At 57.7% G+C, this 25,203-nt stretch carries 20 protein-coding genes; 15 read left to right on the top strand and 5 right to left on the bottom strand.

Going from position 1 to position 25,203, the window contains the following annotated elements:
- Nucleotides 1-28: 28 nt before the first annotated feature.
- Together ACZOF8_RS03070 and ACZOF8_RS03065 are read right to left on the bottom strand one after the other, a co-directional pair.
- The gene (locus ACZOF8_RS03070; RefSeq protein WP_022487966.1) at nt 29-1,150 is read right to left on the bottom strand and encodes a 5-methyltetrahydropteroyltriglutamate--homocysteine S-methyltransferase; all 1,122 of its coding nucleotides are present in this window, start codon (nt 1,148-1,150) and stop codon (nt 29-31) included.
- Between the two features lie 148 nt (nt 1,151-1,298).
- A complete protein-coding gene (locus ACZOF8_RS03065; RefSeq protein WP_441373725.1) occupies nt 1,299-5,585 on the bottom strand; it encodes an acyl-CoA dehydratase activase-related protein in 4,287 nt (1,428 codons plus the stop codon).
- Between the two features lie 226 nt (nt 5,586-5,811).
- Here ACZOF8_RS03065 and ACZOF8_RS03060 point away from each other — a divergent pair, with 226 nt between their 5' ends.
- The gene (locus ACZOF8_RS03060) at nt 5,812-6,660 is read left to right on the top strand and encodes a carcinine hydrolase/isopenicillin-N N-acyltransferase family protein (RefSeq protein ID WP_154487515.1); all 849 of its coding nucleotides are present in this window, start codon (nt 5,812-5,814) and stop codon (nt 6,658-6,660) included.
- Between the two features lie 121 nt (nt 6,661-6,781).
- Nucleotides 6,782-8,395 (top strand): putative polysaccharide biosynthesis protein, encoded by a 1,614-nt coding sequence (locus tag ACZOF8_RS03055; RefSeq protein ID WP_441368813.1) that lies wholly within the window; start codon nt 6,782-6,784, stop codon nt 8,393-8,395.
- Nucleotides 8,396-8,441: 46 nt separating this feature from the next.
- Here the strand turns inward: ACZOF8_RS03055 and ACZOF8_RS03050 are convergent, their stop codons facing one another.
- On the bottom strand, nt 8,442-9,398 hold the full coding sequence (locus tag ACZOF8_RS03050; protein ID WP_022487970.1) for a M23 family metallopeptidase: 957 nt from the start codon (nt 9,396-9,398) through the stop codon (nt 8,442-8,444).
- Nucleotides 9,399-9,539: 141 nt separating this feature from the next.
- Complete coding sequence (locus ACZOF8_RS03045; protein ID WP_022487971.1) at nt 9,540-10,079, bottom strand: PadR family transcriptional regulator; 540 nt, start codon at nt 10,077-10,079, stop codon at nt 9,540-9,542.
- A gap of 172 nt (nt 10,080-10,251) precedes the next feature.
- Between ACZOF8_RS03045 and ACZOF8_RS03040 the strand changes: the two genes are divergently transcribed.
- The 3 genes from ACZOF8_RS03040 to ACZOF8_RS03030 all read left to right on the top strand — a co-directional run bounded on the left by ACZOF8_RS03040 (nt 10,252) and on the right by ACZOF8_RS03030 (nt 13,595).
- A complete protein-coding gene (locus tag ACZOF8_RS03040; protein WP_022487972.1) occupies nt 10,252-11,235 on the top strand; it encodes an alpha/beta hydrolase in 984 nt (327 codons plus the stop codon).
- Between the two features lie 13 nt (nt 11,236-11,248).
- Nucleotides 11,249-12,040 (top strand): 4,5-DOPA-extradiol-dioxygenase, encoded by a 792-nt coding sequence (ygiD, locus tag ACZOF8_RS03035; RefSeq protein ID WP_022487973.1) that lies wholly within the window; start codon nt 11,249-11,251, stop codon nt 12,038-12,040.
- A 160-nt stretch (nt 12,041-12,200) separates the two neighbouring features.
- Nucleotides 12,201-13,595, top strand: coding sequence for an NAD-dependent succinate-semialdehyde dehydrogenase (locus ACZOF8_RS03030; RefSeq protein WP_487426541.1), 1,395 nt, complete (start codon nt 12,201-12,203; stop codon nt 13,593-13,595).
- A gap of 39 nt (nt 13,596-13,634) precedes the next feature.
- Here ACZOF8_RS03030 and ACZOF8_RS03025 read toward each other — a convergent pair whose 3' ends face one another.
- The gene (locus ACZOF8_RS03025) at nt 13,635-14,876 is read right to left on the bottom strand and encodes an aminopeptidase (protein WP_022487975.1); all 1,242 of its coding nucleotides are present in this window, start codon (nt 14,874-14,876) and stop codon (nt 13,635-13,637) included.
- A 415-nt stretch (nt 14,877-15,291) separates the two neighbouring features.
- Here ACZOF8_RS03025 and ACZOF8_RS03020 point away from each other — a divergent pair, with 415 nt between their 5' ends.
- The 10 genes from ACZOF8_RS03020 to pdxR all read left to right on the top strand — a co-directional run bounded on the left by ACZOF8_RS03020 (nt 15,292) and on the right by pdxR (nt 25,181).
- Nucleotides 15,292-15,603, top strand: a complete 312-nt coding sequence (locus tag ACZOF8_RS03020; RefSeq protein ID WP_288174763.1) for a hypothetical protein — start codon at nt 15,292-15,294, stop codon at nt 15,601-15,603.
- Nucleotides 15,597-17,453 (top strand): V-type ATP synthase subunit I, encoded by a 1,857-nt coding sequence (locus tag ACZOF8_RS03015; RefSeq protein ID WP_308664028.1) that lies wholly within the window; start codon nt 15,597-15,599, stop codon nt 17,451-17,453. The genes ACZOF8_RS03020 and ACZOF8_RS03015 overlap by 7 nt, the downstream gene beginning before the upstream one ends.
- Nucleotides 17,454-17,467: 14 nt before the next feature.
- On the top strand, nt 17,468-17,944 hold the full coding sequence (locus ACZOF8_RS03010) for a V-type ATP synthase subunit K (RefSeq protein WP_022487985.1): 477 nt from the start codon (nt 17,468-17,470) through the stop codon (nt 17,942-17,944).
- A 16-nt stretch (nt 17,945-17,960) separates the two neighbouring features.
- On the top strand, nt 17,961-18,569 hold the full coding sequence (locus ACZOF8_RS03005) for a V-type ATP synthase subunit E (RefSeq protein ID WP_308664029.1): 609 nt from the start codon (nt 17,961-17,963) through the stop codon (nt 18,567-18,569).
- A gap of 1 nt (nt 18,570) precedes the next feature.
- Nucleotides 18,571-19,566, top strand: a complete 996-nt coding sequence (locus tag ACZOF8_RS03000) for a V-type ATPase subunit (protein ID WP_308664030.1) — start codon at nt 18,571-18,573, stop codon at nt 19,564-19,566.
- Nucleotides 19,567-19,592: 26 nt separating this feature from the next.
- The gene (locus ACZOF8_RS02995) at nt 19,593-19,919 is read left to right on the top strand and encodes a V-type ATP synthase subunit F (protein WP_022487988.1); all 327 of its coding nucleotides are present in this window, start codon (nt 19,593-19,595) and stop codon (nt 19,917-19,919) included.
- 6 nt (nt 19,920-19,925) lie between these two features.
- A complete protein-coding gene (locus ACZOF8_RS02990; RefSeq protein ID WP_367996901.1) occupies nt 19,926-21,701 on the top strand; it encodes a V-type ATP synthase subunit A in 1,776 nt (591 codons plus the stop codon).
- Nucleotides 21,694-23,085, top strand: a complete 1,392-nt coding sequence (locus tag ACZOF8_RS02985) for a V-type ATP synthase subunit B (RefSeq protein WP_022487990.1) — start codon at nt 21,694-21,696, stop codon at nt 23,083-23,085. The genes ACZOF8_RS02990 and ACZOF8_RS02985 overlap by 8 nt, the downstream gene beginning before the upstream one ends.
- A 3-nt stretch (nt 23,086-23,088) precedes the next feature.
- Nucleotides 23,089-23,724 carry a V-type ATP synthase subunit D gene (locus ACZOF8_RS02980; RefSeq protein ID WP_012937587.1) on the top strand — a complete coding sequence of 212 codons (636 nt, stop codon included), beginning with the start codon at nt 23,089-23,091 and terminating at the stop codon, nt 23,722-23,724.
- 104 nt (nt 23,725-23,828) lie between these two features.
- Nucleotides 23,829-25,181: a MocR-like pyridoxine biosynthesis transcription factor PdxR gene (pdxR, locus tag ACZOF8_RS02975; RefSeq protein ID WP_487426540.1), complete on the top strand. Its 1,353-nt coding sequence runs from the start codon at nt 23,829-23,831 to the stop codon at nt 25,179-25,181.
- The last annotated feature ends 22 nt before the right edge of the window (nt 25,182-25,203 follow it).

The following is a 25,203-nucleotide window of genomic DNA, read 5'->3' as shown; positions in this document are numbered from 1 at the left end:
GAAAAATCATTTTTTCACAACCCCGTTTTCACGCATCTTCCCAGACTTTTTCCGCAATGGACCGGATCAGACGGAGCTTGGCCCACTGTTCTTTTTCCGTCAGCAGGTTCCCTTCTTCGGTGGAGGAGAAACCGCACTGGGGACTCAGGCACAGCTGGTCCAGGGGTACGTATTTTTCCGCTTCCCGGATCCGGGCGATGATGTCTTCTTCCTTTTCCAGTTCCGGGGTCTTGGAGGTCACCAGGCCCAGGACCACCTGCTGGTCTTTGATGAACCGGAGAGGTTCGAAGCCTCCGGCCCGGTCGCTGTCGTATTCCAGGAAGAATCCGTCCACATGGCAGCGGCCGAAGAGGGTTTCCGCCACCGGTTCGTAGCCGCCGCTGGAGAACCAGGTGGAACGGAAGTTCCCCCGGCAGATGTGCATGGTGATGGTCATGTCCTCCGGTTTGGCTTCCAGGGCCCGGTTGATCATATCCACATAGTGGTTGGCCAGTTCATCCAGGTCAAAGCCCCGTTCTGCATAGGCTTTCCGCTTGTCTGCGTCGCAGAATTCTCCCCAGCTGGTGTCATCCAGCTGCAGGTACCGGCAGCCGGCAGCGTAGAAGGACCGGATGGCCTGCTGGTAGGCCAGGGCAATGTCCGTGAACAGCCGGTTCTGGTCCTGGTATTGGGGAATGGGTTCATAGTGTTTTTCCCGGACGCAGCAGATCAGATGCAGCATGCTGGGAGAGGGGATGGTCATTTTGGCCAGGGTGTCCCCGGCCGCTTCCTTCAGAAACCGAAAATGGTCCAGGAAGGGGTGGCTGCCGAAGCTGATGGGACCGGTGATCTTGGCGGTCCGGGCTTTGGGCTGGGCCCCTTTGAAATGGACGGACCAGTTTTCTGCGGAAATCTCCGTAACTCCTTCCAGTTCCGTCAGGAAATCCAGGTGCCAGTACCGGCGGCGGAATTCCCCGTCGGTAACGGCCCGGAGTCCCACTTCTTTTTCCTTGGCCACCAGGTCCCGGATGGCTTCGTCTTCCGCAGCCTTCAGGTCAGCGGCAGTGATGGTCCCGGCGGCCAGAGCCTCCCGTTTTTCCTTCAAAGCAGCCGGCCGCAGAAAGCTCCCTACAATATCATACCGAAAAGGCGGTTTGTTCTTTACAGTCATGAATATATCCTCCCACATCATTCACATTTTGTTCATGGGAAAAGTATAGCATACGCATAGGGATTTGGATAATACAGAAAAACAACCAGCTGCCATAGGTTTTAGGAATAACAAAAAAGGCCTGCTGCGCCGGCAGCAGGCCTTTTCTTTAAATCATGATCTCCCTCTTCGCCAGATTCTCGTCGAAGAAGCCTTTTTTCTTTTCTGCTTTGGGAGCGGGAGCCGGGGCGGCGCTGGTGCGGATGTTCTCCACAAACAGCAGCAGCCGGTTGGTCACGTTCACGTCGCTGACCCCGCTGTCGAAGTCCAGGCTCAGCAGGTTCATGTGGGGATAAAGGGATTTGATCTTCTTTTCGATCCCCTTGGAGATGATGTGGTTGGCGATGCAGCCGAAAGGCTGGAGGCTGATCACATTCTCGATGCCGTGCTTGGCGAAGTTCACCACTTCCGCCGGCAGCAGCCACCCTTCCCCGAACTGGGCGGCCATGTTGATGATGTTCTTCCCGTCGTTGGCCAGTTCGAAAATGTCCTCGATGGGAGTGAAGTATCGGAATTCTTCCCCGATCTCGTTGAACTTCTTCACCTGCTTGTTCACCCACATGTACAGCACATCGGCGATCACATTGGGCATATGGTGCCGTTCCAGGCCGAATTTCCGGTTGGTGATCCGGTTCACGAAGGCCTGCATGAAGAAGGGTGTCAGGAGAGGCGGCATCACTTCGATGGAATGCTCCATGAGCCAGCCAGTGATGTTCTTATGGGCGAAGGCGTTGAACTTCAGGTAAATCTCCCCTACGATCCCCACCTGGGGCAGCCGCACATCCGGTTTGGCCAGGTCGTTGAATTCCGCTGCCGCTTCCTTCAGCAGCTTCAGAAGGCCGCTGGAGCTGTTGGCTTCGATTTCCTTCTTGGCCAGATCCAGGTACTTGTCCTTCAGTTCTTCTGCCTTGCCCTTTACGGTTTCCCGGACTACGGAGGCATTGAAGAACTTGGCCAGGCAGTCGGAGAACAATACGGTGGAAACGGTGATCTTGGCAATCTTCAGCCAGTTCAGTTCAAACCCCGGCTGGTCGTTCTGGATGTTCTTGCTGGTGGCCAGGGACAGCACCGGGGTGTCCTTGAACCCGGCGGCAATCAGAGCGTGCTTGATGAGCCCGAAATAGTTAGAGGCTCGGCACTGGCCGCCGGTCTGGGTAATGGCCACAGCCGTGTGGGAGGGGTCGTATTTCCCGGACTGGAGCGCCCGGATAAAGTCCCCCACCACCAGGGTGGCCGGGTAGCACACTTCGTTGTTGGCGAATTTCAGCCCCAGATCCGCACTTTGGACAGTGCTTTCCGGCAGGGTTTCCACATGGAAGCCTGCATTCTTCATCACCGAAGGGATCAGCGGGGAGATGAAGGGAGTGAAATAGGGAGCCAGGATGGTGTAGTCCCGCATGCTCTTTTCGAAGCGGGGAGGCTGTTCGAAGGGGGTGGAAGTGAATTTGGCATCCCGGTTGTACCGGATGCTTTCCACCACGGACCGGACCCGCAGTTTCAGGGAGCCGATATTGGACACATCGTCGATCTTCAGCAGGGTCAGGGCCTTCCCGTGACGCTGGAGGATGCCCCGGACTTCGTCCTGGAGGAAGGCATCCGGGCCGCAGCCGAAGGAGGTCATTTCCATAAAGTGGACGCTGTTGTCCTGACGGGCCACCCAGTCGGCAGCCTTGGAAATCCGGTTGATATAGGCCCACTGGCGGACCAGATAGGAATCATCGATGGTGATGGTGCTGTCATCCCGGACCAGGTCCTCGTTGATCACATTGATGCCCATGGCTGCAATGGATTCGCTGAGTTTGTGCTGGATCAGGGGGTCCGTATGGTAGGGACGTCCTGCCAGCAGGATGGTCAGCTGTTTATTGTCCCGGCTTTTCCGGAGAATTTCCTCATTCTTTGCCTTGATGGCCCGGCCGTATTCTTCCTGGGCCTTCAGGGCCGCCTTCAGGGCCTTGTCCGCGGTGAACCGGTCAAAGCCGATGTAGCTCAGGTATTTCCGGATCTGCTTCTTCAGCAGGGATTCATCCTGGAAGTTGATGGGCGGGGAATCAATGGGGATCTCCGTGTTCACCACGCTTTTGATCACGTCGGAATAGCCGGAGACCACCGGGCAGTTGTAGCTGTTCAGCTGCCGTTTGTCATCCTGCCGTTCGTAGATCACATAGGGCATGAAGATCCGGTTCACCCGCTTCCGGATCAGGTTGTTGATGTGGCCGTGGACCAGTTTGGCCGGGAAGCAGATGTTGTCGCTCATCACATCGTGGATCCCGCCTTCGTAGTTCTTGAAGGTGGAGGGATCGGACAGCTGGACCTTCAGGCCGCAGGTGGTGAACAGGGCATGCCAGAAGGGATAATCCTCGTAGATGTTCAGGCACCGGGGGATCCCGATGACCCGCTGGGCATCCTCGTTTACCGGACGGTCGAAGAGCAGCTTGTATTTGTAGTCGTAGATGTTTTCTCCGGGCTTGTGGTCTTCCCCGTTGTTGGTGAAGAATTTCTCACATTTGTTCCCGGAATAATAGATGCTGCCGTTGCTGAAGTTGTACTTCTTGATCAGGCAGTTGTTTTCGCAGCCGTGGCACTGGAGCTGGCTGTCAGTGTAGTTGGCCACATGGATCATGTCGTCCAGGGTGGCTTCCCCTTCCGCCCGGCTCCGGGCAAACAGGGCACAGCCGTAGGCTCCCATGATTTCCGGGATGTTGCTCCGGTGGACAGTGGTGCCGGTCAGCAGTTCGAAGGCCCGGACCACCGCATCATTCTTCATGGTGCCTCCCTGGAGGACGATGTCGTTCCCCAGGTCATGGGTGTTCTGGAGCTTCAGCACCTTGTACAGGCAGTTTTTGATCACGGAATAGGCCAGACCGGCGGAAATGTCCCCGATGGTGACCCCTTCCCGGAGGCTCTGTTTTACCTTGGAGTTCATGAACACCGTGCACCGGGTACCCAGGTCGCAGGGTTCCTTGGCTTCACAGGCCAGTTTGGCAAAGTCGCTGACGGAATAGTTCAGCCCCTTGGCGAAGGTTTCCAGGAAGGTGCCGCAGCCGGAGGAGCAGGATTCGTTCAGTTCCATCCGGTTCAGGACCCCGTGGTCCACGAAAATGGCCTTCATGTCCTGGCCCCCGATGTCCAGGATAAAGGAAACGTCCTGGTGGATTTTCCGGGCAGCCAGATAATGGGCGATGGTCTCGATGATGCCGGTCTTCAGGTCGAAGGCGGCTTTGATCAGGTCTTCCCCATAGCCGGTGGAACAGCTGCCCAGGATCCGGGGGTTGGCTCCCACCTTCAGGCATTCTGCATAGAACGCTTCGAAGGCTTCCTGGACGGCGCCGATGGGATTCCCGTTGTTGGGCCCGTAATGGGTGTACAGGATCCGGTCTTCCGGGTCCGTAACCACCAGTTTGGTGGTGGTGGAGCCGGAGTCGATGCCCACATAGACTGCGTCAGTTTCCGGGGTGAGAGGGGTCAGCTGGATGGCGTCCGCTTCCTTGGCCTTTTTCCAGGCGGCATAGTCTTCCGGGGATTTGAAAATGGGAGGCAGCACATCATCGGACCGGACCTTTACCTTGGGGGCGCTTTCCAGTTTCTCCACCAGCTGGTCAAAGGTGATGGAAGGAGCGTCCGCCGCACTGAGGGCAGTGCCGTAGGCCGGGATCAGGTTGGCGTTGTCCGGCACCACGAAATTCACATAGGGAATCTGGAGACAGTCCATGAGAGCCTTCCGCAGAGCGGGCATAAAGGTCAAAGGACCGCCGCAGAGCAGGATCTTGGGCTCGATGGTGCAGCCGTGGCTCAGGGTGGAAATTACCTGGACCGCCACTGCATGGAAAATGGAAATGGCAATGTCTTCCCGGCTCACGTTCTTGGCCAGCAGGTTCTGGATATCCGTTTTGGCAAAAACTCCGCAGCGGGAAGCAATGTAGTGGACGTGCTGGGCCTTTTCCGCCAGCCCGTTCAGCTGTTCGATGGGAATCCCCAACAGCACAGCCATCTGATCCAGGAAGGCCCCGGTGCCGCCGGCACAGTTCCCGTTCATCCGCAGATCACAGCTGCCATCTTTTTTAATATACACGATTTTGGCGTCTTCGCCGCCGATGTCGATCAGGGTGGCCACGTCCGGATATTTGGCTTTGACGAATTTGGTGGCGGCGATGACTTCCTGTTCAAAAGGAATGTTGAATTTTTCCGCCACCCCCATGCCCACGGAACCAGTGATCTTCAGCTTCAGGCTGGCGGCTCCGATCTGGGAACGCAAAGTCTGCAGTTCTTCCCGCAAAACGCCAGCCACATTGGCCTGGTGCCGCTTGTAGCGGGAAAACACCACATGGGAATGATTGTCCAGCACGACGATTTTGCACGTGGTGGACCCGATGTCTAAACCTACACGATACGTACTCATAATGCACCTCATCTTAAAGTGTATTTAATTATAGCACAAATCCCGGAGAACTCCAGTGGTTAATCCAACATAGGGTATGTGGCAGCAGGTCCTGAATGAAACCCTTATCGCAGTGCAGAGTGAAGGGGGCAGAGGATTCCCTCCAAGCCCGGTGTTGGGGGCATAAGGCACTGAAAGGATAATTGTGATACAATGACAGAAAACAAAGAAAGGGAAGGAATCCATCATGGGAATTTCAGTAAGGAAACTTCTCCCAGTCTGCCTGGCCGCCTGGTTGCCGGCGGCTGCCGCCTGGGGATGTACCCTGTTCGGAGCTCAGGGGAGCCGGGTCTTGGGAGGGGGAAGTCTGCTTGTAAAGAATCGGGACTGGCGGCCGGAATATCAGGAAATGCGGCTGGTCCAGGGACCTTTATACCGGTATTATGGAATCTATGGGGGAGCGGAAAACCATATGGCTCTCAAAGGCGGGGTTAATGAAGCCGGCCTGGCGGTGTTCTCAGCATCTGCCAGCAGCATCCCGCGAAAGGAACGGCTGGCCATGGGGCCTTGGGGAAAGGGGGCGCTGAAAGAACTTCTGGGCAGCTGTGCCACAGTAGAAGAGGCGCTGGCCAGGGGTACGGATTTGGGAGGTCCCAAATTCCTGCTGCTGGCAGATGCTTCTGAACTGGCCTGGGTGGAAGTGGGGGATCATGACCAGGTGGCTGTGCGCCGGGTCAGCAACGGTACCCTTTCCCATACCAATTTTTATCTGAGCCCGGAGTTCCAGCGTCTGAATCTGAAAGAGGGCGTTTCGGCTCGGCACCGGTACCGCCGGATCGAAGAACTGCTGGCAAGCCAGCAGACCCCGTATGTGTTGGAAGATTTGATCCGCTTCAGCCAAGACAAGGCGGAAGGACCGGACAACAGCATCTGGCGGCTGGGCAGCCGGCCGGACGGACCTCAGACCCTTGCTGCTTTTGGGGTGTGGCTGCATCCGGGAGCCCGGCCGGATGTGTTTGTCAAGATCCGCTACAGCCCCGGAGACCAGGGAAGGGAGGATGAGTATCAGCTGGATGGAGAACATTTATTTCCCTGATCCATGGGAGAAATGCCCACAACCTGCCAAAATATGATAAAATAATACAATTACAGTGCAAATCCCAGGAGCCCGGCGGACCCGTCGGGGTTCCTGCAGAAACCGATAAAGGAAGGGCAGTATGGAACAGCAAGGACAAACTTCCGGCAACAGCAAGACGAAAAAATTTTTGAAGGGTACTTTGATTCTCACCATTTCCAGCATCGTGGTGAAGGTGATCGGGGCCCTGAACTGGGTGATCCTCTCCCGGGTCATGGGGGGCGAAGGCATTGGTCTGTACCAGATGGGCTTCCCCATCTATCTCATGGCCATCACCGTTTCTTCCGCCGGGATCCCGGTGGCCATTTCCATCATCACCGCGGAAAAAGTGGCCAAGGAGGACTATACCGGGGCCCAGCGGGTGTTCCGGGTATCCCTGCGGATGCTGTTCTGCACCGGGCTGTTCTTCTCCCTGTGCCTGCTGGTGATGGCCAGATGGCTGGTGTCTTCCGGGATCATCCCGGATCCCCGGGCCTACTATTCCATCATCGCCCTGGCACCGGCGGTGTTCTTCGTCACCTTCCTTTCCAGCTTCCGGGGGTACTTCCAGGGCTGGCAGATCATGACTCCCACCGCCTGTTCGGAAATCACCGAGCAGCTGGTCCGGGTGGTCACCATGATCGCCTTTTCCTATCTGCTGATGCCCTACGGTCTCACCTATGCGGCAGCCGGGGCCAGCATGGGGGCTGGGGCCGGGGCCCTGTGCGGCCTCCTGCTCCTCCAGGTGTTCTACCTCCGGCTGAAGCACAAATTCTTCCCCAAAGGGGAACAGAAGGTGCCGGAAGCGGAACAGGAACCGGCCGGGAAAATCATCCGCCGGCTCATCGCCCTGGCCCTGCCCGTATCCATGTCCAGCCTGATGCTGCCCATTGTGTCCAACCTGGACATGATGATCGTGCCCCGGCGGCTCATGGTGGGAGGCTGGTCCATGTCCGAAGCCACCACTCTGTTCGGGTATCTCACCGGCATGGCGGTGCCTCTCATCAACATGTCCACCATCCTGACGGCGGCTCTGTCCATCAGTCTGGTGCCTGCCATCAGTGAATCCCGGGTGCTGGAAGACAGGGAAGGGATCCGGGAAAAAGTGGCGGCGGCCTTCTCCGTGGCGGCGGTAATCACCATTCCCTGCAGCATCGGCCTTCATGTACTGGGAGGACGGGTGGCGGCCCTGATTTATAACGCCCCCAAGGCCGGGCCCTCCATTGAGACCATGAGCTGGGCCATTTTCCTCCTGGGGCTCCATCAGGTGAGCACCGGGATCCTCCAGGGGTTGGGGAAGACCAAGATCCCGGTGATCAATATGATCATTGCGGCGGCTTCCAAAGTGCTCCTGAACTGGAACCTGACCCCCACCCTGGGAATCGTGGGGTCCTCCTGGGCCACTGTGGCGGATATCGGGATCGCCGCCATCCTGAACCTTTTCTTCATTAAAAAGTACACCGGCTTCTCCCTGGAACTGAAGCAGCTGGGAAAAACCGCCCTGGCTGCCCTGGTCATGGGAGCGGCGGTGAAAGGCTTCCTGGCCCTGGTGCCCAACTGGGGTGCCTGGAGCATCTTGGGCGGCATGGCCGTGGCCGTGCCCGTCTACGGCATCCTGCTGCTGGTGCTGAAGACCATGCCCGAAGAAGAACTGAACCAGATCCCCTTCCTGGGAAGGAGAATGGTGATGGTGGGGAAGAAATTGAAGTTGTTATAAAAAAAGCTGTGAAGAAATGAGGATTCATTTCTTCACAGCTCCTTTTTTATCCCACCGGCCTTGCAAAATTCAGCGGATTCACCGGACTCCCGTTCTGGCGCACTTCGAAATGCACGTGAGGGCCGGTGCTGTAGCCGCTGCTGCCGGCGTAGCCGATGATGTCTCCCCGGCGTACGGTCTGGCCCGGCTGGACGGCGATGGCGCTCATGTGGCCGTAGCAGGTGGTGAGCCCGTTGCCGTGATTGATGCTGACGAACCGGCCGTAGCCCCCGTTCCACTGGGCATCTTCCACCGTTCCGGCAGCGGATGCCTTGATGGGGGTGCCGTAATCCACGGCGATGTCCACCCCGGGATGGTAATCACTGCCGTTCCCGAAAGGATCTGCCCGGAGCCCGAAGAAGGAACTGATTTCTCCGCCGCTCACCGGCCAGCCGTAGGTGCCGTCCCCGGTATCCGACAGGGCCAGCAGCATGTTGGTGAGGTTTTCCTTCTTGTAGGCCAGCTTTTTCCAGTTGATTTCATCCTGGACTTCCAGTACGGAAAGCTGGTCAGCGGTGGTGGAGCCTCCCTGGCCCCCTTTGTCCAGTTCCTTGGACTTTTTGTCCACGGCATCTTCTCCGATTTTTACTCCGTCCTTGGCCAGCTTCTGACGGACGGCGTTTTCCACCTGGACCACCTGGGCCAGTTCCCGCTGGAGCTTTTCGTTGTCATCCATAAGCTTGGCCAGCCGTTCCGTATAGACCCCATAGTCCGCCCGGTAGTTGGCCAGTTCCGTCTGTTCGTCCCAGGCCTTGAACAGCAGCCCGGCACACACCGCCAGCCCCATCAGGCTGGCCAGGAAGGCACCGCAGAAGCCCACCAGCAGCTTGGGCCCTGCATGGAATTCCTGGATTTGCCCGTCTGCATCTTTCCACTGGAAAGAAAAACCGGCTCCCACCAGGTGCCCGGAAGGGAGGATCCCCTTGATTCCTTTCAATTTATCCGTCAGTTCCTTTTTCTCCATACCTGCTCCTTACAAAAAGGACGTGCCGGCGGCACGTCCTGTACAACTCTTCGATTGTTCTGCACATCTTGACTACCGGGTCAATATTTTATCGCGAAAATCCGGTGCCTTCAACCGTTTCCCCAAAAAATTTACAAATTGTTAAATCTCCGCCAACTGCTTCTTTTCCCACTCCAGCTTCCGGGTTTCCCGCTGGATGGCTTCCTGGAGGATCAGGGCGTGGCCGTATTCTTTTTCCCGGTCTTCCTGGGTGGGGAACAGCAGCTGCCAGCGGAGCCGGAGGTGGGCCAGCCGTTCTTCGTGGCGTTGGATGTCTTCCAGGAACAGCTGACGGAGCTGGGGATCTTTCCGGCTGCGGATCAGGTACAGTTTCATGGTGAATTCGTCCCGGGTGGGCATGATGCTGCCCAAAGGCTGGGCCAGCCAGTCCCGAAGCCGCTGGCGGCCGGAAGGGGCCAGGCGGTAGTATTTTTTCTGGAGCTTGGTGCCCACGGTGCCGGTATAGCTGGTGATCTGTCCACTTTCTTCCAGCTTCCGGAGTTCCGGATAGACCTGGCTGTGCCGGGCGCTCCAGAAGTCTCCCACTTCCTGGGCAAAGATCTTCCTGATGTCGTAGCCGGTGAGATCCTGCTTGGCCAAAAGGCCTAGCAGAACATACTGGAGGGTGTTTTCTTTCGTCATGGGAGGGCTCCTTTCTTCCGTTGTATTATATCATAGAAAAAAGGACATCCAGGCATATTGACAGCCTGTCTGCCAACATGCTACACTCGTGACAACCAAAATATGTAAATATTTACATGTTTTCCTTCAGCAGGAGGAAGACAGTCTGAGAGCGAGCAAGGGAGGCAGTTTTATGAAAATGAAAGGAAAAATGAGCCGGCTGGTGCTGTCCAGTCTGCTGCTGCTGGGCATGACGGGATTTTCCGGGGCAGAAGGGGCAGAGCATTATGCCAGCAAGACCCTGGAGGTGACTCCGGTGAAAACGGAAGTGAAGCAGATTTCCGGTGTGGTCTATGAACAGGTGCCCACCCGGGGCTATCCCAATGTGCCCATGGCCATGGATCTGCTCCAGCCCCAGAAAAAAGAGAAAATGCCCGCCATCGTCTTTGTAACCGGTGGGGGCTTCATCAACGCCAACCGGGACAACGGGGTCCAGCTGCGGAACTACCTGGCGGAAAAAGGCTATGTGGTAGCCAGCATTACCTACCGGGTGGCGCCCACCGCCCGGTTCCCGGAACCTCTGGAAGATGTGAAGGCATCCATCCGGTATCTTCGGGCCCATGCGGACAAATGGAACATCGACAAAAACCGGATCGGCATCGTGGGAGGCAGCGCCGGGGGTTATCTCTCCGCTTTTGCAGGGACCACCAGCGGCACCAGGACCTTTGACAAAGGAGAAAATCTCCAGGAATCCAGCCAGGTGAACTGTGCCGTGGATCTCTACGGGCTCTCCGACCTGAGTCGGGTGGGCATGGACTACAGCCCGGAAAACCAGAAGCTCCATCAGTCCGCCGGAGCCACGGAAGCCCTGTGGATCAATGGCAGCCCGGTGTTCGGCGGAAAAGACGGCGGGGTCAGCGCCGATCCCAAAGCCACGGAAGCAGCCAACCCCATTGCCTATATCGGGAAAAACAGCGCCCCCATGCTGCTGATGCACGGGACGGCGGACAAAGTGGTGTCCCCGGGCCAGACGGACCTGCTGTACCAGGCCCTGAAAGCCAAGGGAGTTCCGGCAGAACGGTATGAGATTCCGGGAGCCGCCCATGGAGGCGTGTACTGGGTTCAGGACAATGTGCTCCAGGTGATTGGAGATTTCTTTGACAAGTATCTGAAATAAAAGGAGAGAAACCATGGAAGATCAGAAAATCATGCCGGTGGTGTTTTCCGGCCATGGCAGCCCCATGATTGCCCTGGCACACAATGCAATCACGGAAGGGATGGACCGGATCGGCCGGGCCGTGGAAAAGCAGTTCGGCAAACCCAAGGCCATCCTCATGGTGTCCGCCCACTGGTACACCCACGGGACCTTCGTCCAGAGCGCCCCGGAACCCCGGCAGATCTATGACATGTACGGCTTCCCCAAGGAATTGTATGAAGTGAAGTATCCTGCCAAAGGGGATCGGGAACTGACCGGGAAGGTGCAGGAACTGCTGGGTTCCGCCGTGGCCGTCAATGACGACTGGGGCATCGATCACGGGGCCTGGACGGTGCTGGTGCATATGTTCCCCAAGGCGGATATTCCCGTGGTCCAGCTGTCCGTGGACGGGGATATTTCCCATGAGGAAGAATTTCAGCTGGGCCGGAAGCTGGCAGATCTCCGGAAACAGGGATATCTGATCCTGGGCAGCGGCAACGTGGTCCACAACCTCCGGGAAGTGGAATGGGACAACAAGGGCGGTTCTGCCGCCACTCTCCGGTTCAATGACTATATTACCGAAGCGGTGCTCCAGGGAGACACGGACAAGGTGATCGGGTTCGGATCCCATCCGGATGCGGCGTATGCCGTACCCACTCCGGACCACTACCTGCCCCTTCTGGTGTGCCTGGGAGCCGCCGGAAGCGACCGGGCCCAGGTGTTCAACAAAGTTTGCAACCTGGGATCCATGGCTATGACCGGGTATGCCTGGGGGATGGAGAAATAAAGAGAATACAGGGCTGCTGCAGGAACTGTTGCATATGCAACAGTTCCTTTTTAATTAATAAAAATTCTTAAAAATACTTGCGCTTCTGGAAGCTATATCGTATAATATGGCTAACTGTAAACGGCATAAATACAATTGAAAAAATAAAGGAGGAACAAAGATGGCTTATCAGACGATTTACCCCTATACCAATGAAGTGCTCCAGTCCTATGAAAATCTGTCCGATGCTGGGGTGGAAAAAGCCCTGGAACGGGCCTATGGACAATATCAGGCCTGGCAGCAAGACAATGATGTGGAAGGCCGGAAAGCTGTCCTGCGTCAGGTAGCCGCACTGCTCCGGAGGGATTTGGACCGGTATGCGGAAACCATGACCAAAGACATGGGCAAACTGTTTGTGGAAGCCCAGGGAGAAGTGGCCCTCTGCGCCGCCATTGCCGAATATTATGCGGACCAGGCGGATGGATTCCTGGCTCGGGAACCGGTGGAAACCCCTGCCGGCAAAGCCTATATCCTGAAACAGGCCCGAGGTGTGATCATGGCGGTGGAACCCTGGAATTTTCCCTTCTATCAGGTGATGCGGGTGTTTGCTCCCAACTTCATCATAGGGAATCCGCTGCTGCTGAAACATGCCTCCAACTGTCCTGGCTCTGCCCTGGCCTTTGAAGCCCTGGTCCGGGAAGCGGGGGCTTCGGAAGGAGCTTTCCAGAATCTGTTTGCCAGCTATGATCAGGTTTCCCGGATCATCGAGGATCCCCGGGTGGCCGGAGCCTGCCTGACAGGATCGGAACGGGGAGGTTCCTCTGTAGCAGAACATGCCGGAAAGGCCCTGAAGCCTTCCTCCCTGGAATTGGGGGGCAACGATGCCTTCATTGTCCTGGATGATGCGGATATGGACGAAGTGAAGTCCCAGCTGTTTGCCGCCCGTTTGTACAATGCAGGGCAGGTCTGTGTTTCTTCCAAACGGTTTATCGTGACGGAAAAGAACTATCACCGGTTCCTCCAGGATCTGACGGAAGTCTTTGCTTCCGCCCAATGGGGGGATCCCATGGATCCGGCTACCACGCTGGCACCTCTGTCCTCCGCCACGGCCAAGCGGGATGTGCTGGCCGCCATTGACCAGGCTGTCCAGGCCGGTGCCCGGGTGGTGTACGGGAACCAGCCTATCGAGAGCCCCGGTTATTTCGTGATGCCCACCATCCTGACCGATGTGACGAAAGACAATCCCCTCTACAACAAAGAAGTCTTCGGCCCGGTAGGTGTGGTATACAAAGTCCGGAACGAAGAGGAAGCCATTGCCTTGGCCAATGATTCCAGTTATGGACTGGGGAACACGGTGTTCAGCAGTGATATGGACCATGCAGGCCGGGTGGCGGCCCGGATCGAAACCGGTATGAGCTTCATCAATCATGGCTGGACCTCTCTGCCGGAACTGCCCTTCGGAGGCGTAAAGAATTCCGGTTACGGCCACGAACTGTCCCGGAGCGGATTCGATACCTTCGTGAATCAGCACCTGGTGTTCATTCCTCAGGCTGTATGGGAACGGCACGGGAAGTAAAAATTAAAAGGGGGTGTGATTTTTTCACACCCCCTTTTTTTACGCCCAATCCCCGTCCACGAACACGGGCACCCGGGTGCCGTCTTTCCGGATCCCGGTGATGGAAAGATCCGGGCTGCCCACCATGAAGTCCACGTGGATCATGGAATCGTTGAGGCCGGCTTTTTTCTGCTCTTCTTCGCTCATGTCCGCTCCCTTTTCCACACAGGTGGGGTAGGCATCTCCCAGGGCCAGGTGGCAGGAGGCGTTTTCGTCCAGGAGGGTTTCGTAGAAAACCCTGTCCATAAGGGAAATGGGGGAGTGGTAGGGGATGAGAGCCACTTCCCCCAGCCGGCAGGCTCCTTCGTCCATTTTCAGCAGGTCTTTCAGGATTTCTTCTCCTTTTTCTGCAGTGGCTTCCACCACTTTTCCGTTTTTAAAGGACAGCCGGAAATTTTCAATGAGATTGCCGCTGTACACCAGAGGCCGGGTGCTGCACACCACCCCGTCCACCCGGTCCGCCTGGGGAGCGGAATAGACTTCTTCCGTGGGGATGTTGGCGTTGAACAAAAAGCCCCGGCCGGTAGTTTCGGCTCCGCCCTGCCAGATGTGACGGTCTGGCAGGCCTACGGTGAGATGGGTGCCCAGGCTGTTTCTATATTCCAGGGCAGTGAACTGCTGGGCGGTCAGCCATTCCCGCCGCTGTTTCAGCTCTGCCAGATGCTTGTCCCAGTCCGCCAGCGGGTCTTCTCCCAGGCACCGGGCCGCATCCAGCAGCTGGATCCACAGCCGGTCCCTTCCTTCCTGTTCCGGCAGATCCGGATACAGCAGGCGGGCCCAAACGGTACTGGGGACGGCGGCCACCAGCCAGTTGGTCTTGGAAGCCATCATCCCGTCGGAATACTCCTTTACCGCCTGGTGGAACGCCTTCTGCCAGGCCATGATCTTGTTCCGGTCGATGCCCTTCATGGCATAGGGGTCTGCGGAGATTAGGCTCAGGAAGGCCGCTCCCTTCCGGTAGTAGTACAGGTTGAATTCGCTGCGCCAGCCCGGGACGGATTCAAACTTGTCCTGGGTTTCATATTCGTACCGGAGCCGGGTGGTGCCGTTGCAGTACCAGTTGAACACCACCTGGGAAGCACCGGCCCGGTAGGCCTCTTCCGTCAGCAGAGTGGAGAAGGAACTGGCCTCCACCGGGGCGTTGATCACCAGGATCTGGTCCTTCTGGAGGCAGATCCCTTTTTTCACCAGCACCCGGGCATACAAAGGCAGCTGCCGGGTCAGGGTTTCCTGTATATCCATGGAAAATCTCTCCTTTACTGTGTCAGTATGAATCTATTATAGCGGAAAAACAGGAACAGGCCAATGGAAGGGAGCGGGGCCAACGCCCCTACGGTTTGTACTGGCTCAAAATCAATTTGCTGAAATGGATTTCTTTTGGCCGCTGACCGTTGAGAAGGCTGCTGTGCAGGCAGCGCCTCTTTTTATATTTGTACCAAATGATACAAAAACTTTTGATAATGGAACAAAGTCAGGAAAAACTCTTAAATTTCCACAAAGTTTATGTTACAAAAATAGATACAGTATAGTATAATGGGTCTATAGTATACCAGCAGGAATTTCTCTGTTTTTGTTGAAATACTATATTGTTACCGCAATTTTATTTTTCATTGAAATCCGGAAGGCACAGCCTTCCCTGTGCAAAGGTGGTGATACCATGTCCATGCTGGAAGACATCAAAAATGCCGAACAGAAGGCGGATGACCTGAAGAAACAGGCCACCCTGGAAGCCCGGAACACCGTACGGGATGCCCAGGCAGAAGCCCACAAGGAGGCGGACGCCCTGATCGCGGAAGCCCGGAAACAGGCCGCCGCAGCCATTGCCCAGGCGGAAGCCCAGGCCAAACAGGAAGCAGACGCTCTGGTGGAGAAAAACCGGAAACGGGATGAGGCCCAGGCGGCGGAAGCCCGGAAAAATCTGGATGGGGCAGTCCAGTATATTATGAAGAAGGTCGTGATCGAATGTTAGTACCCATGCAAAAACTGACCCTCTATGCTCTGAAAGCCGATCGCGATGCCCTGCTCCTGGCCCTCCAGAAGGACGGGAGTGTGATGCTGGAACCGGAAGCGGGAACCAAGGCCCTGCCCGGATCAGAAAAAGTCAGCGCCCAGCTGGATAAAACCGGCCAGGTGCTCCAGTTCCTGGTCCAGAACGGTGCCAAGAATCCTCTGTTTCCCCAAAAAGAAGCCATTTCCTATGGAAATTTCCTGAAAGAGACCCAGGAAGGCCGGCAGCTGACGGAGAAACTGGATACTACGGCCAGCAAGATCGCTTCCCTGGAAAGTGAAGCGGCCGCCCTCCGGACTCAGGCAGAAAGCCTGGATCCCTGGCTGAAACTGGATATTCCCCTGGAGCAGCTGAGCTTTACGGAAACCACCCGCTGCCATGTGGGTTTCCTGCCGGAAAAGGAACTGCCGGAATTCCAGAAGGCCATCAGCAGCCTCCTGGCGGATGTGAGCTTCTATGACTTGACCCAGGACGGCCAGGCCATGGTGATCCTGGCTTATGAAGACGCTGACAATGAGGTGAAGCATCTCCTGAAGGAACATGATTTCAGCGAGGCGGTGCTGCCCAAGCGCAGCGGCCTGGCAGCGGATGTCCGGAAGGAACTGCTCCAGGAAGCGGAAGAAAAGGAAAGTCGGATCACCCGGCTGAAAGAGGAAACCCGGCAAAGCATCCCTCAGAAACAGCAGGTGGAACTGTACTACGACCAGCTGAACGCCGCCCATGACCGTCTCCAGAACGGCGGGGTGGAAACCGTCAGTGCCTTCAAGGTACAGGGCTGGGTCCGGAAGGACCGGGTCCAGCGGGTGGAAAAAGTGGTCCAGGGCGTCACCGATGCTTACCAGCTGACCTTTGCCGACCCGGCAGAAGGGGAGATCCCTCCCACGGTGCTGGAAAACGGGAAGCTGGTAGAACCCTACGAAAGCGTAGTGGAATTGTACTCTCTGCCCAAAGCCGGGTCCATCGATCCGGACCTGATCATGGCTCCTTTCCATTTCATCTTTTTCGGGATGATGCTTTCGGACGCAGGCTACGGGCTGGTGCTCACGGTGATGCTGTATTTCGCTCTGAAGAAGTTCCGGCCTACGGGCTTTGCCCGGCAGCTGGCCATGGTGATTTTCTTCGGCAGCATTTCCACCATCCTGTGGGGGGCCATGTTCGGAGGCTGGTTCGGGCTGGAGTGGAAACCTCTGCTCTTTGTCCCCATGAAGGAACCCCTGAAGATGCTGGCCCTGTGCTTCGGCCTGGGGGCCATCCATCTGGTGGCCGGCATGCTGGTGAAGGTCTACATGCTCTTCCGGGAGGGAGACATTGTGGGAGCGGTCTGTGACCAGATCAGCTGGCTGATCATGTTCCTGGGCTTTTTCCTGATGGCTCTGGTTCCGGGGCCTGTGGGCAAATACCTGGCCTGGCTGGGTGCCGGGATCATCATCCTTTTTGGAGGCCGGGAGAAAAAAGGCATCGTCAGCCGGCTCCTGGGAGGGCTGCTGACTCTGTACAACATCAGCGGCTATCTCAGCGATCTGTTGAGCTATTCCCGGATCTTTGCCCTGGGACTGGCCACCGGGGTCATCGCCATGGTCATCAACACGGTGGCCCAGATGCTCTGGAGTGCAGGACCGGTGGGCATTGTGGCCGCCATCCTGGTGCTTCTGGCCGGTCACTATTTCAACATCATCATCAACGTGCTGGGTGCCTTCGTGCACAGCAGCCGTCTGCAGTACATCGAGTTCTTCGGCAAGTTTTATGAAGCCGGCGGCCGGGCGTTCCTGCCTTTGGCACTCCGGACCAAGTATACGGATATTACGAAATAAGGGAGGATTTCATTATGATTACTTTAGGAACAGCGCTGGCATTTGGTGGAGCAGCAACGGCTGCAGCTCTGGCAGGGGTTGGCAGTGCCATTGGTGTAGGGATTGCCGGGCAGGCCGCTTCCGGCGTGGTCAGCGAAGATCCGGACAAATTCGGTAACGTGCTGGTGCTCCAGGCTCTGCCTGGTACCCAGGGCATTTATGGCCTGCTGATCGCCTTTATCATCATCCTGAACCTGGGAGTCATCGACGGGAACGTAAAGGACCTGACCACCTTCCAGGGCCTGGCCTATCTGTTCGCCGCTATGCCCATGGGCATCGGGGGCCTGCTGTCCGCCATTTACCAGGGGAAAGTGGCTGCCTCCGGCATCTACCTGACCGCCAAACGGCCGGAAGAAACCGGTAAAGGCATTATCCTGACGGCTATGGTGGAAACCTACGCCGTGCTGAGTCTGCTGATTTCCTTCATCATGGTGAACGGGATCAAATTATAAGAAAGGGTGACCCGTCGTGTCTGGCGATAAAATCATTCAGAAAATAGAAGAAGAAGCGAAGCGGGACGCGGCAGCCATCGGAGCAGCAGCCCAGGAAAAGGCCCGGAAGGAAAAGGAACAGATCCTGGCCAAAGCCCAGGAACAGGTCCGGGAAATCCAGGCCAAATCCCAGGTGGATGCCAAAGAGGCTGCAGGCCGTCTGCAGCTGATTGCCGAACTGCAGAGCCGGAAAGAGAACCTGGCCAGCAAGCGGAAAGTGCTCCAGGAGGCCTTTGACCGGGCCCGGGAGCAGCTGGAAGCCCTGCCCCAGGAACAATGGGAGAAACTGATCGGGCGGATCATCCTGGAAGCGGATCTTACCGGCCGGGAAACCCTGGTGGTGCCTGCCAAGGACCGCTCCCGGTATGAAAAGGGATTCCTGGACCGGCTGAACAAAGAGCTGAAGGCCCAGGGCCGGAACGGGTCCCTGACCCTTTCGGACAAAGAGGCGGAGTTCACCGACGGTGTGCTCATCGAAGGGGAGACCTGTGATTATGACGGCTCCTTCGCCACCCTGCTGGAAGACGTACGGACCGGGGAGGAATACCGCGTGGCAGAGCTCCTGTTTGGCGCGGAGGTGAAGTAATATGCCCCAGCCCAGTTATGAATATGCCCTGGGCCGGATCAGCGTCCTGTCCACCCATCTGCTCACCGCCGCCCAGCTGCGGCGGATCGCGGAAGCGGACAGTACGAAGACAGCCATGAAGCTGCTGCTGGAAACCGGCTATGGGGAAAACGTGGCCACGGAACAGGAAGTGGTCCGGGGAGAAATCGACCTGATCATCCGGGCCCAGATGCAGCTGACCCGGAAACGGATCAAGGAACTGACCCCGGATCCGGAGCTTACCGGCCTGTTCCTGCTGCCGGTGGATACCCACAACCTGAAATGCCTGCTGAAGGCACGGCTGCTGGGGATCCAGGCCGATGACATCCTTCGGGAGGGAGGCAATTTCGACCTGAACCTGCTGAAGGACATGGTCCATACCAAGTATTATGAAGACCTGCCGCCCATTTACTGCCAGGTGCTCAACGAAATCGAAGGGGACCTGGCCCGGGAAGCGGATCCGTTCCGGCTCAGCGCGCTCCTGGACGGAGCCCTGTTCCGCCAGGCCAAAGAGGTGCTGGACCGGAAAAAGGAGCGGGGCTTCATCCGGAACTACTTCTCCCTGTGGGCGGATTACCAGAACACCATCAGCCTGATCCGGGCCCAGAACCTCCACTGGGAGCTGTCCCAGCTGCGTCTGGTCCTGGTGGACTGTGGGGATATCCCCAAAACGGTGTTCGAGGAAAGCCTGGATGTGCCTCCGGAACAGCTGGGAGCCCGGCTGAACCAGGGGAGCCATGGAGCCGAACTGGTCCAGGCCATCAACGAATTTGCACAGACCAATGAGCTGGGGGTCATTCCCCGCCGGATGGAAGAGGGCCTGAGCCTGATCCTCCGCCGGGCCAGATGGGACACCCATACCCTGGGACCCATCGTAGGGTATCTGGAAGCCCGGGAAACCGAGGCGGAAGCCCTGCGGATGATCTTCGGAGCCATCCAGGGCGGTTTTGAACCCCAGCTGCCCAGCGTCTATGCCTGATCACAGGAAGCATGGGAGGCAGCAAGATGGATAAAAAGAAAATTGCAGTGATCGGCGATCCCAGCTCTGTGATGATCTTCAAGGCCGTAGGGTTCGATGTATTCTACGAGGAAGAACAGGAACAGATAGAGCGCAGGATCCACCGTCTGGCCGATGAGGGCTATGCCGTGATTTACATTACGGAAACCGCAGCCCAGAAGGCCCAGACCGTGATCGCAGAATATGCTACCGCTACCTTTCCCGCTATCATCCCCATCCCGGCAGGAAACAAATCCCTGGGACTGGGCATGAAGCGTGTCCGGGAAAATGTGGAAAAAGCAGTAGGCGCCGATATTCTATTCAAGGAAGGGTAGGGAACAATCGTGAGTGGAAAGATCGTGAAAGTATCCGGCCCGCTGATTGTCGCCGAAGGCATGAAGGACGTGCAGCTCCATGATATGGTCCGCGTCAGTGACAAGCGCCTGATCGGTGAAGTCATCGAGCTTCGTGATGATAAGGCTTCTATCCAGGTATACGAAGAAACGGCCGGCCTGGGGCCTGGGGAACCGGTGGAATCCACCGGCTCTCCCATGAGCGTGGAACTGGCTCCCGGGCTGATCGAAAGTATCTTCGACGGAATCCAGCGCCCGCTGGAAAAAATCTATGAACTGGCCGGGGACCGGATCAGCCGTGGGGTGGAAGTCCCCAAACTGGACCGGGAAAAGAAATGGCAGTTCGTGCCGGTGGCCAAACCCGGGGACCAGGTGTCCGGCGGCGATGTGATCGGTACCGTCCAGGAAACACCCGCCGTGCTCCACAAAATCATGGTGCCTCCCGGCCAAAGCGGCACGGTGGAATGGGTCTATGAAGGGGAAGCCACCATCCTGGACCCGGTGTACAAACTGAAGGACAGCAAGGGGAATGTGAAGGACTATCCCATGCTTCAGCAGTGGCCGGTCCGGGTGGCCCGTCCCTACAAGACCAAGCTGCCTCCGGAAGAACCCATGGTTACCGGCCAGCGGGTCATCGATACCCTGTTCCCCATTGCCAAGGGCGGTGTGGCGGCTGTGCCCGGTCCTTTCGGCAGCGGCAAGACCGTAATCCAGCACCAGCTGGCCAAGTGGGCGGATGCAGACATCATCGTGTACGTGGGCTGCGGAGAACGTGGGAATGAAATGACCGACGTGCTGAACGAATTTCCGGCCCTGAACGACCCCCGCACCGGCCTGCCTCTGATGAAGCGGACCGTGCTGATCGCCAACACCTCCGACATGCCGGTGGCCGCCCGGGAAGCGTCCATCTATACCGGCATCACCATTGCGGAATATTACCGGGACATGGGGTACAAAGTGGCCATTATGGCTGACTCCACCTCCCGCTGGGCAGAAGCCCTCCGGGAAATGTCCTCCCGTCTGGAAGAAATGCCCGGTGAAGAAGGGTACCCGGCGTACCTGTCTTCCCGTCTGGCCGAATACTACGAACGGGCCGGGGAAGTGGAATGTCTGGGGAAGGACGACCGGGTAGGCGCCGTTTCCGCCATCGGGGCCGTGTCCCCTCCCGGCGGGGATATTTCCGAACCGGTTTCCCAGGCCACCCTGCGGATCGTGAAGGTGTTCTGGTGCCTGTCTTCGGCCCTGGCCTATGCCCGGCATTTCCCGGCCATCGACTGGCTCCAGAGCTATTCCCTGTATTCCGACCGGCTCCGGGCCTACTATGATGCCAAAGTGGCTCCCGACTGGTCCAAACTGGTGGGGACCGCCATGGAAATCCTCCAGGAAGAATCCAACCTGAACGAAATCGTCCGTCTGGTAGGGATCGATGCCCTGGGCTTCAAGGACCGGATCACCATGGAATGTGCCCGGTCCATCCGGGAAGACTTCCTGCACCAGAACTCTTTCCACGAAGTGGATACCTACACTTCCCTGGAAAAACAGTACGATATGCTGAAGCTGATCATCACCTGGTATGAAAAGGCCCTGGATGCCATGACCAAGCATGTGAAGCTGGACAAGCTGATCGACATGCCCATCCGGGAACAGATTGGCCGTGCCAAGTACATTCCGGAAAAAGAACGGAAGGAAAAGTTCGGCCAGCTGAACCGGGAACTGGAGCAGGCTTTTGCAGAACTGACGGAAGAGGGTGAAGAAAATGCGTAAGGATTACAAAACCATCCGTGAAGTGGTGGGCCCTCTGATGCTGGTGGACCAGGTAAAAGGCGCAACCTATGACGAACTGGTGGAAATCCACCAGCAGAACGGGGAAGTCCGGAACGGGAAGGTGCTTACCGTGGACGGGGACAAAGCCCTGGTCCAGCTGTTCGAGGACTCCCAGGGGCTGCAGCCGGCTACCGCCAAAGCCCGGTTCCTGGGCCACGGGATCCAGCTGGGGGTATCCCCTGCCATGCTGGGCCGTGTGTTCGACGGCATGGGCAACCCCATTGACGGAGGCCCGGCCATCATTCCGGAAGAATACAAGGACATCAACGGGGAGCCTATGAACCCGGCAGCCCGGGAATATCCTTCGGAATTCATCCAGACCGGGATCAGTGCCATCGACGGCCTGAACACCCTGGTCCGGGGCCAGAAGCTGCCGGTGTTCTCCGGCTCCGGTTTGCCCCATGCCCAGCTGGCTGCCCAGATCGCCCGGCAGGCCAGAGTCCGGGGAACCGATGAAAAATTCGCCGTGGTGTTCGCCGCCGTAGGGATCACCTTCGAAGAAGCCAACTTCTTCATGCAGGACTTCAACCGGACCGGGGCTCTGAGCCGTGCGGTGATGTTCATCAACCTGGCCAACGACCCGGCGGTAGAACGGATCGCCACCCCTCGTATGGCCATTACCGCAGCGGAATATCTGGCCTTTGAGCTGGATATGCACGTGCTGGTCATCATCACCGATATCACCAACTATGCCGATGCCCTCCGGGAAGTGTCCGCTGCCCGGAAGGAAGTCCCCGGACGCCGGGGCTACCCTGGGTATCTGTATACGGACCTGGCCACCATGTACGAACGGGCCGGCCGGATCCGGGGCAAGAAGGGGTCCATTACCATGATCCCCATCCTGTCCATGCCGGAAGACGACAAGACCCATCCCATCCCCGACCTGACCGGGTACATCACCGAAGGCCAGATCATCCTGTCCCGGGAACTGTACCGAAAGGGGCTGACCCCTCCCATCGACGTGCTGCCTTCCCTGTCCCGTTTGAAGGATAAAGGGGTGGGCAAGGGCAAGACCCGGGAAGACCATGCGGATACCATGAACCAGCTGTTCGCCGCTTATTCCCGGGGGAAACAGGCCAAGGAACTGGCCACCATCCTGGGGGATTCGGCCCTCAGCAAAGTGGACAAGCTGTATGCCCAATTCGCCGATGCCTTTGAAAAGGAATACGTGTCCCAGGGGTACCGGACCAACCGGTCCATCGAAGAGACCCTGGATCTGGGCTGGAAGCTGCTGGGGATCCTGCCCCGCAGCGAGCTGAAACGGATCCGGGATGAATACCTGGACAAGTACTACAAACCGGCGGACGGCACCAAGGGGGAATAACCCATGGCTACCAACGTAAACCCTACCCGGATGGAGCTGACCCGTCTGAAACGCCGGCTGGCCACCGCCGTCCGGGGGCATAAACTGCTGAAAGACAAACGGGACGAAATGGTCCGGCAGTTCATGATCTACATCCGCCGGAACCACGAACTGCGGCTGAAAATGGAAAAAGCTCTCCAGAACGTGTCCCACCATTTCGTGGTGGCCCGGGCCCATATGGGATTCCTGACCATGAACGAAGCCCTGCTGTACCCGGCACGGAGTGCCGAGTTCGAAGTGGGAAGCAAGAACGTGATGAGCGTGGATGTGCCCACCCTGACCTATACCGGGGCCACGGCGGATGATGCGGCCCAGGTGCCTTATTCCTTCGCCTTCACCACCGGGGAACTGGATACGGCGGTGACGGAACTGACCACCTGCCTGCCGGATCTCCTGGAACTGGCGGAAGTGGAAAAGACCTGCAACATGCTGGCGGATGAAATCGAAAAGACCCGCCGGCGGGTCAACGCCCTGGAATATGTCATGATCCCGGAAATGCAGGAAAGCATCAAGTACATCACCATGAAGCTCAGCGAAAACGAAAGAGCCAGCACCGTACGCCTGATGAAAGCCAAGGAAATCATGGCGAAACAGGCGTGAAAAGCAGAGTGCTGCAGATTGTCTGCAGCACTCTGTTTTTTTATGCTACAATATCCGTGACCATATATCCTGCTGAAAAGCAGCACTGAAAGGAGCACGGTTCTTTGCTGACCACTTTTAATTTCCGGGCACAGCCGGGGGCGGGTCCCCTTTACCGGCAGCTGGCCGCTTATTTCTGCCGTGAGATCCGGCTCCACCACCTGGGATCCCAGGACTTCCTCCCTTCCATCCGGAAGCTGACCCGGGACCTGAAACTGAGCCGGACTACCGTGGAGGGAGCCTATCAGATCCTCATCGACCAGGGAGTGGTGGAAAACCTGCCCAACCGGGGGTACCGGGTGGCTGCCTACCGGCCCCGGGAAGAGGGAGAGGAACCGAAAACCCCGCCGGATCCGGCCCGGCCGACTGTCCTTTACAATTTTTCCAACAATTACATCGATACCTCCACTTTCGACACGGTGCTCTGGCGCCGGTGCCTGAACCAGGTGCTCCGGAATCCCGCCTCCATTGCCGGATACGGGGATCCACAGGGAGAACCGGAACTGCGGAAGGTGCTGGCCCGGTACAGCTACGCTTCCCGGGGGGTGGTGTGCCGGCCGGAACAGATCCTGGTGGGAGCCGGTCTCCAGACCCTGCTGCTGGTGCTGCTGCCCCTGCTGCCTCTGGAACGGAAGGTGGCGGGACTGGAAGCCCCCGGGTTCCCCCAGGCGGAACAGATTTTCCATCTCATGGGCTGGGAAACCTGTGCCTACGATCCGGCAGACCCCAAAGGGGACTGGCCCGGCCTTTTGATGATCTCTCCCGCCAATCCCTACAAGGGACGGGCCCTGACGGAAAAAGAACGGAACAACCTGATCGTGGCCACCCAGCTGGAGCGGGTGTACCTGCTGGAAGACGACTACAACGGGGAATTCCGCTACCTCCACCGGCCCACCCCTGCCCTCCACAGCTTCGGGAACCGGGAACAGATCATCTATCTGGGGTCCTTTTCCCGGACCATGCTGCCTTCCCTGCGGATCAGTTTTTTGGTGCTGCCGGAAAAACTGCTGCCTGCCTACCGGGCCATTGCCGGCCGGTACAACCAGACCTCGTCCACTGTGGAACAGCTGGCCCTGGCGGCCTATATTGAAGAAGGGCACCTGACCCGGCACATCCGGAAGCTCCGGACCCTGTATCGGACCAAGAGCCGGCTGCTCCAGGAAGCTCTGACTGCCGTGTTCGGGGACCAGGTACGGCTGCTGGGCTACGGCTCCGGGCTCCATCTCCACATTGCCCTGGATCGGCCGGGGACAGCAGAAGAACTGGCCGCCCGGGCCCTGGAAAAAGGCGTCCGGGTGATCCCCGTCCGGGGTACGGAACCGGGCCGGCCTCCGGAATTCCTCCTGTCCTTTGCCGGCATCGGAGAGGAAAAGATCCGGGCAGGAGTGGAGGCCCTCCGGGAAGCCTTGGAGGAGTAAGGGAAAAGACAATTGTCTTCTT

The sequence above is a fragment of the Acidaminococcus sp. genome (assembly GCF_057597765.1).
Note: the sequence above shows the minus strand (reverse complement) of the source record. Positions and strands in the feature narration are given on the sequence as shown.

What these genes read in the sequence shown, in the direction of transcription:
- ACZOF8_RS03000 (WP_308664030.1), top strand. Translation starts at nt 18,571, where the DNA reads ATGCCCCAGCCCAGTTATGAATATGCCCTGGGCCGGATCAGCGTCCTG.
- ACZOF8_RS03065 (WP_441373725.1), bottom strand. Translation starts at nt 5,585, where the DNA reads ATGAGTACGTATCGTGTAGGTTTAGACATCGGGTCCACCACGTGCAAA.
- ACZOF8_RS03070 (WP_022487966.1), bottom strand. Translation starts at nt 1,150, where the DNA reads ATGACTGTAAAGAACAAACCGCCTTTTCGGTATGATATTGTAGGGAGC.
- ACZOF8_RS03045 (WP_022487971.1), bottom strand. Translation starts at nt 10,079, where the DNA reads ATGACGAAAGAAAACACCCTCCAGTATGTTCTGCTAGGCCTTTTGGCC.
- ACZOF8_RS03060 (WP_154487515.1), top strand. Translation starts at nt 5,812, where the DNA reads ATGGGAATTTCAGTAAGGAAACTTCTCCCAGTCTGCCTGGCCGCCTGG.
- ACZOF8_RS03040 (WP_022487972.1), top strand. Translation starts at nt 10,252, where the DNA reads ATGAAAATGAAAGGAAAAATGAGCCGGCTGGTGCTGTCCAGTCTGCTG.
- ygiD (WP_022487973.1), top strand. Translation starts at nt 11,249, where the DNA reads ATGGAAGATCAGAAAATCATGCCGGTGGTGTTTTCCGGCCATGGCAGC.
- ACZOF8_RS03020 (WP_288174763.1), top strand. Translation starts at nt 15,292, where the DNA reads ATGTCCATGCTGGAAGACATCAAAAATGCCGAACAGAAGGCGGATGAC.
- ACZOF8_RS02985 (WP_022487990.1), top strand. Translation starts at nt 21,694, where the DNA reads ATGCGTAAGGATTACAAAACCATCCGTGAAGTGGTGGGCCCTCTGATG.
- ACZOF8_RS03025 (WP_022487975.1), bottom strand. Translation starts at nt 14,876, where the DNA reads ATGGATATACAGGAAACCCTGACCCGGCAGCTGCCTTTGTATGCCCGG.
- ACZOF8_RS02995 (WP_022487988.1), top strand. Translation starts at nt 19,593, where the DNA reads ATGGATAAAAAGAAAATTGCAGTGATCGGCGATCCCAGCTCTGTGATG.
- ACZOF8_RS03015 (WP_308664028.1), top strand. Translation starts at nt 15,597, where the DNA reads ATGTTAGTACCCATGCAAAAACTGACCCTCTATGCTCTGAAAGCCGAT.
- ACZOF8_RS02980 (WP_012937587.1), top strand. Translation starts at nt 23,089, where the DNA reads ATGGCTACCAACGTAAACCCTACCCGGATGGAGCTGACCCGTCTGAAA.
- ACZOF8_RS03030 (WP_487426541.1), top strand. Translation starts at nt 12,201, where the DNA reads ATGGCTTATCAGACGATTTACCCCTATACCAATGAAGTGCTCCAGTCC.
- ACZOF8_RS03050 (WP_022487970.1), bottom strand. Translation starts at nt 9,398, where the DNA reads ATGGAGAAAAAGGAACTGACGGATAAATTGAAAGGAATCAAGGGGATC.
- ACZOF8_RS03055 (WP_441368813.1), top strand. Translation starts at nt 6,782, where the DNA reads ATGGAACAGCAAGGACAAACTTCCGGCAACAGCAAGACGAAAAAATTT.
- ACZOF8_RS03010 (WP_022487985.1), top strand. Translation starts at nt 17,468, where the DNA reads ATGATTACTTTAGGAACAGCGCTGGCATTTGGTGGAGCAGCAACGGCT.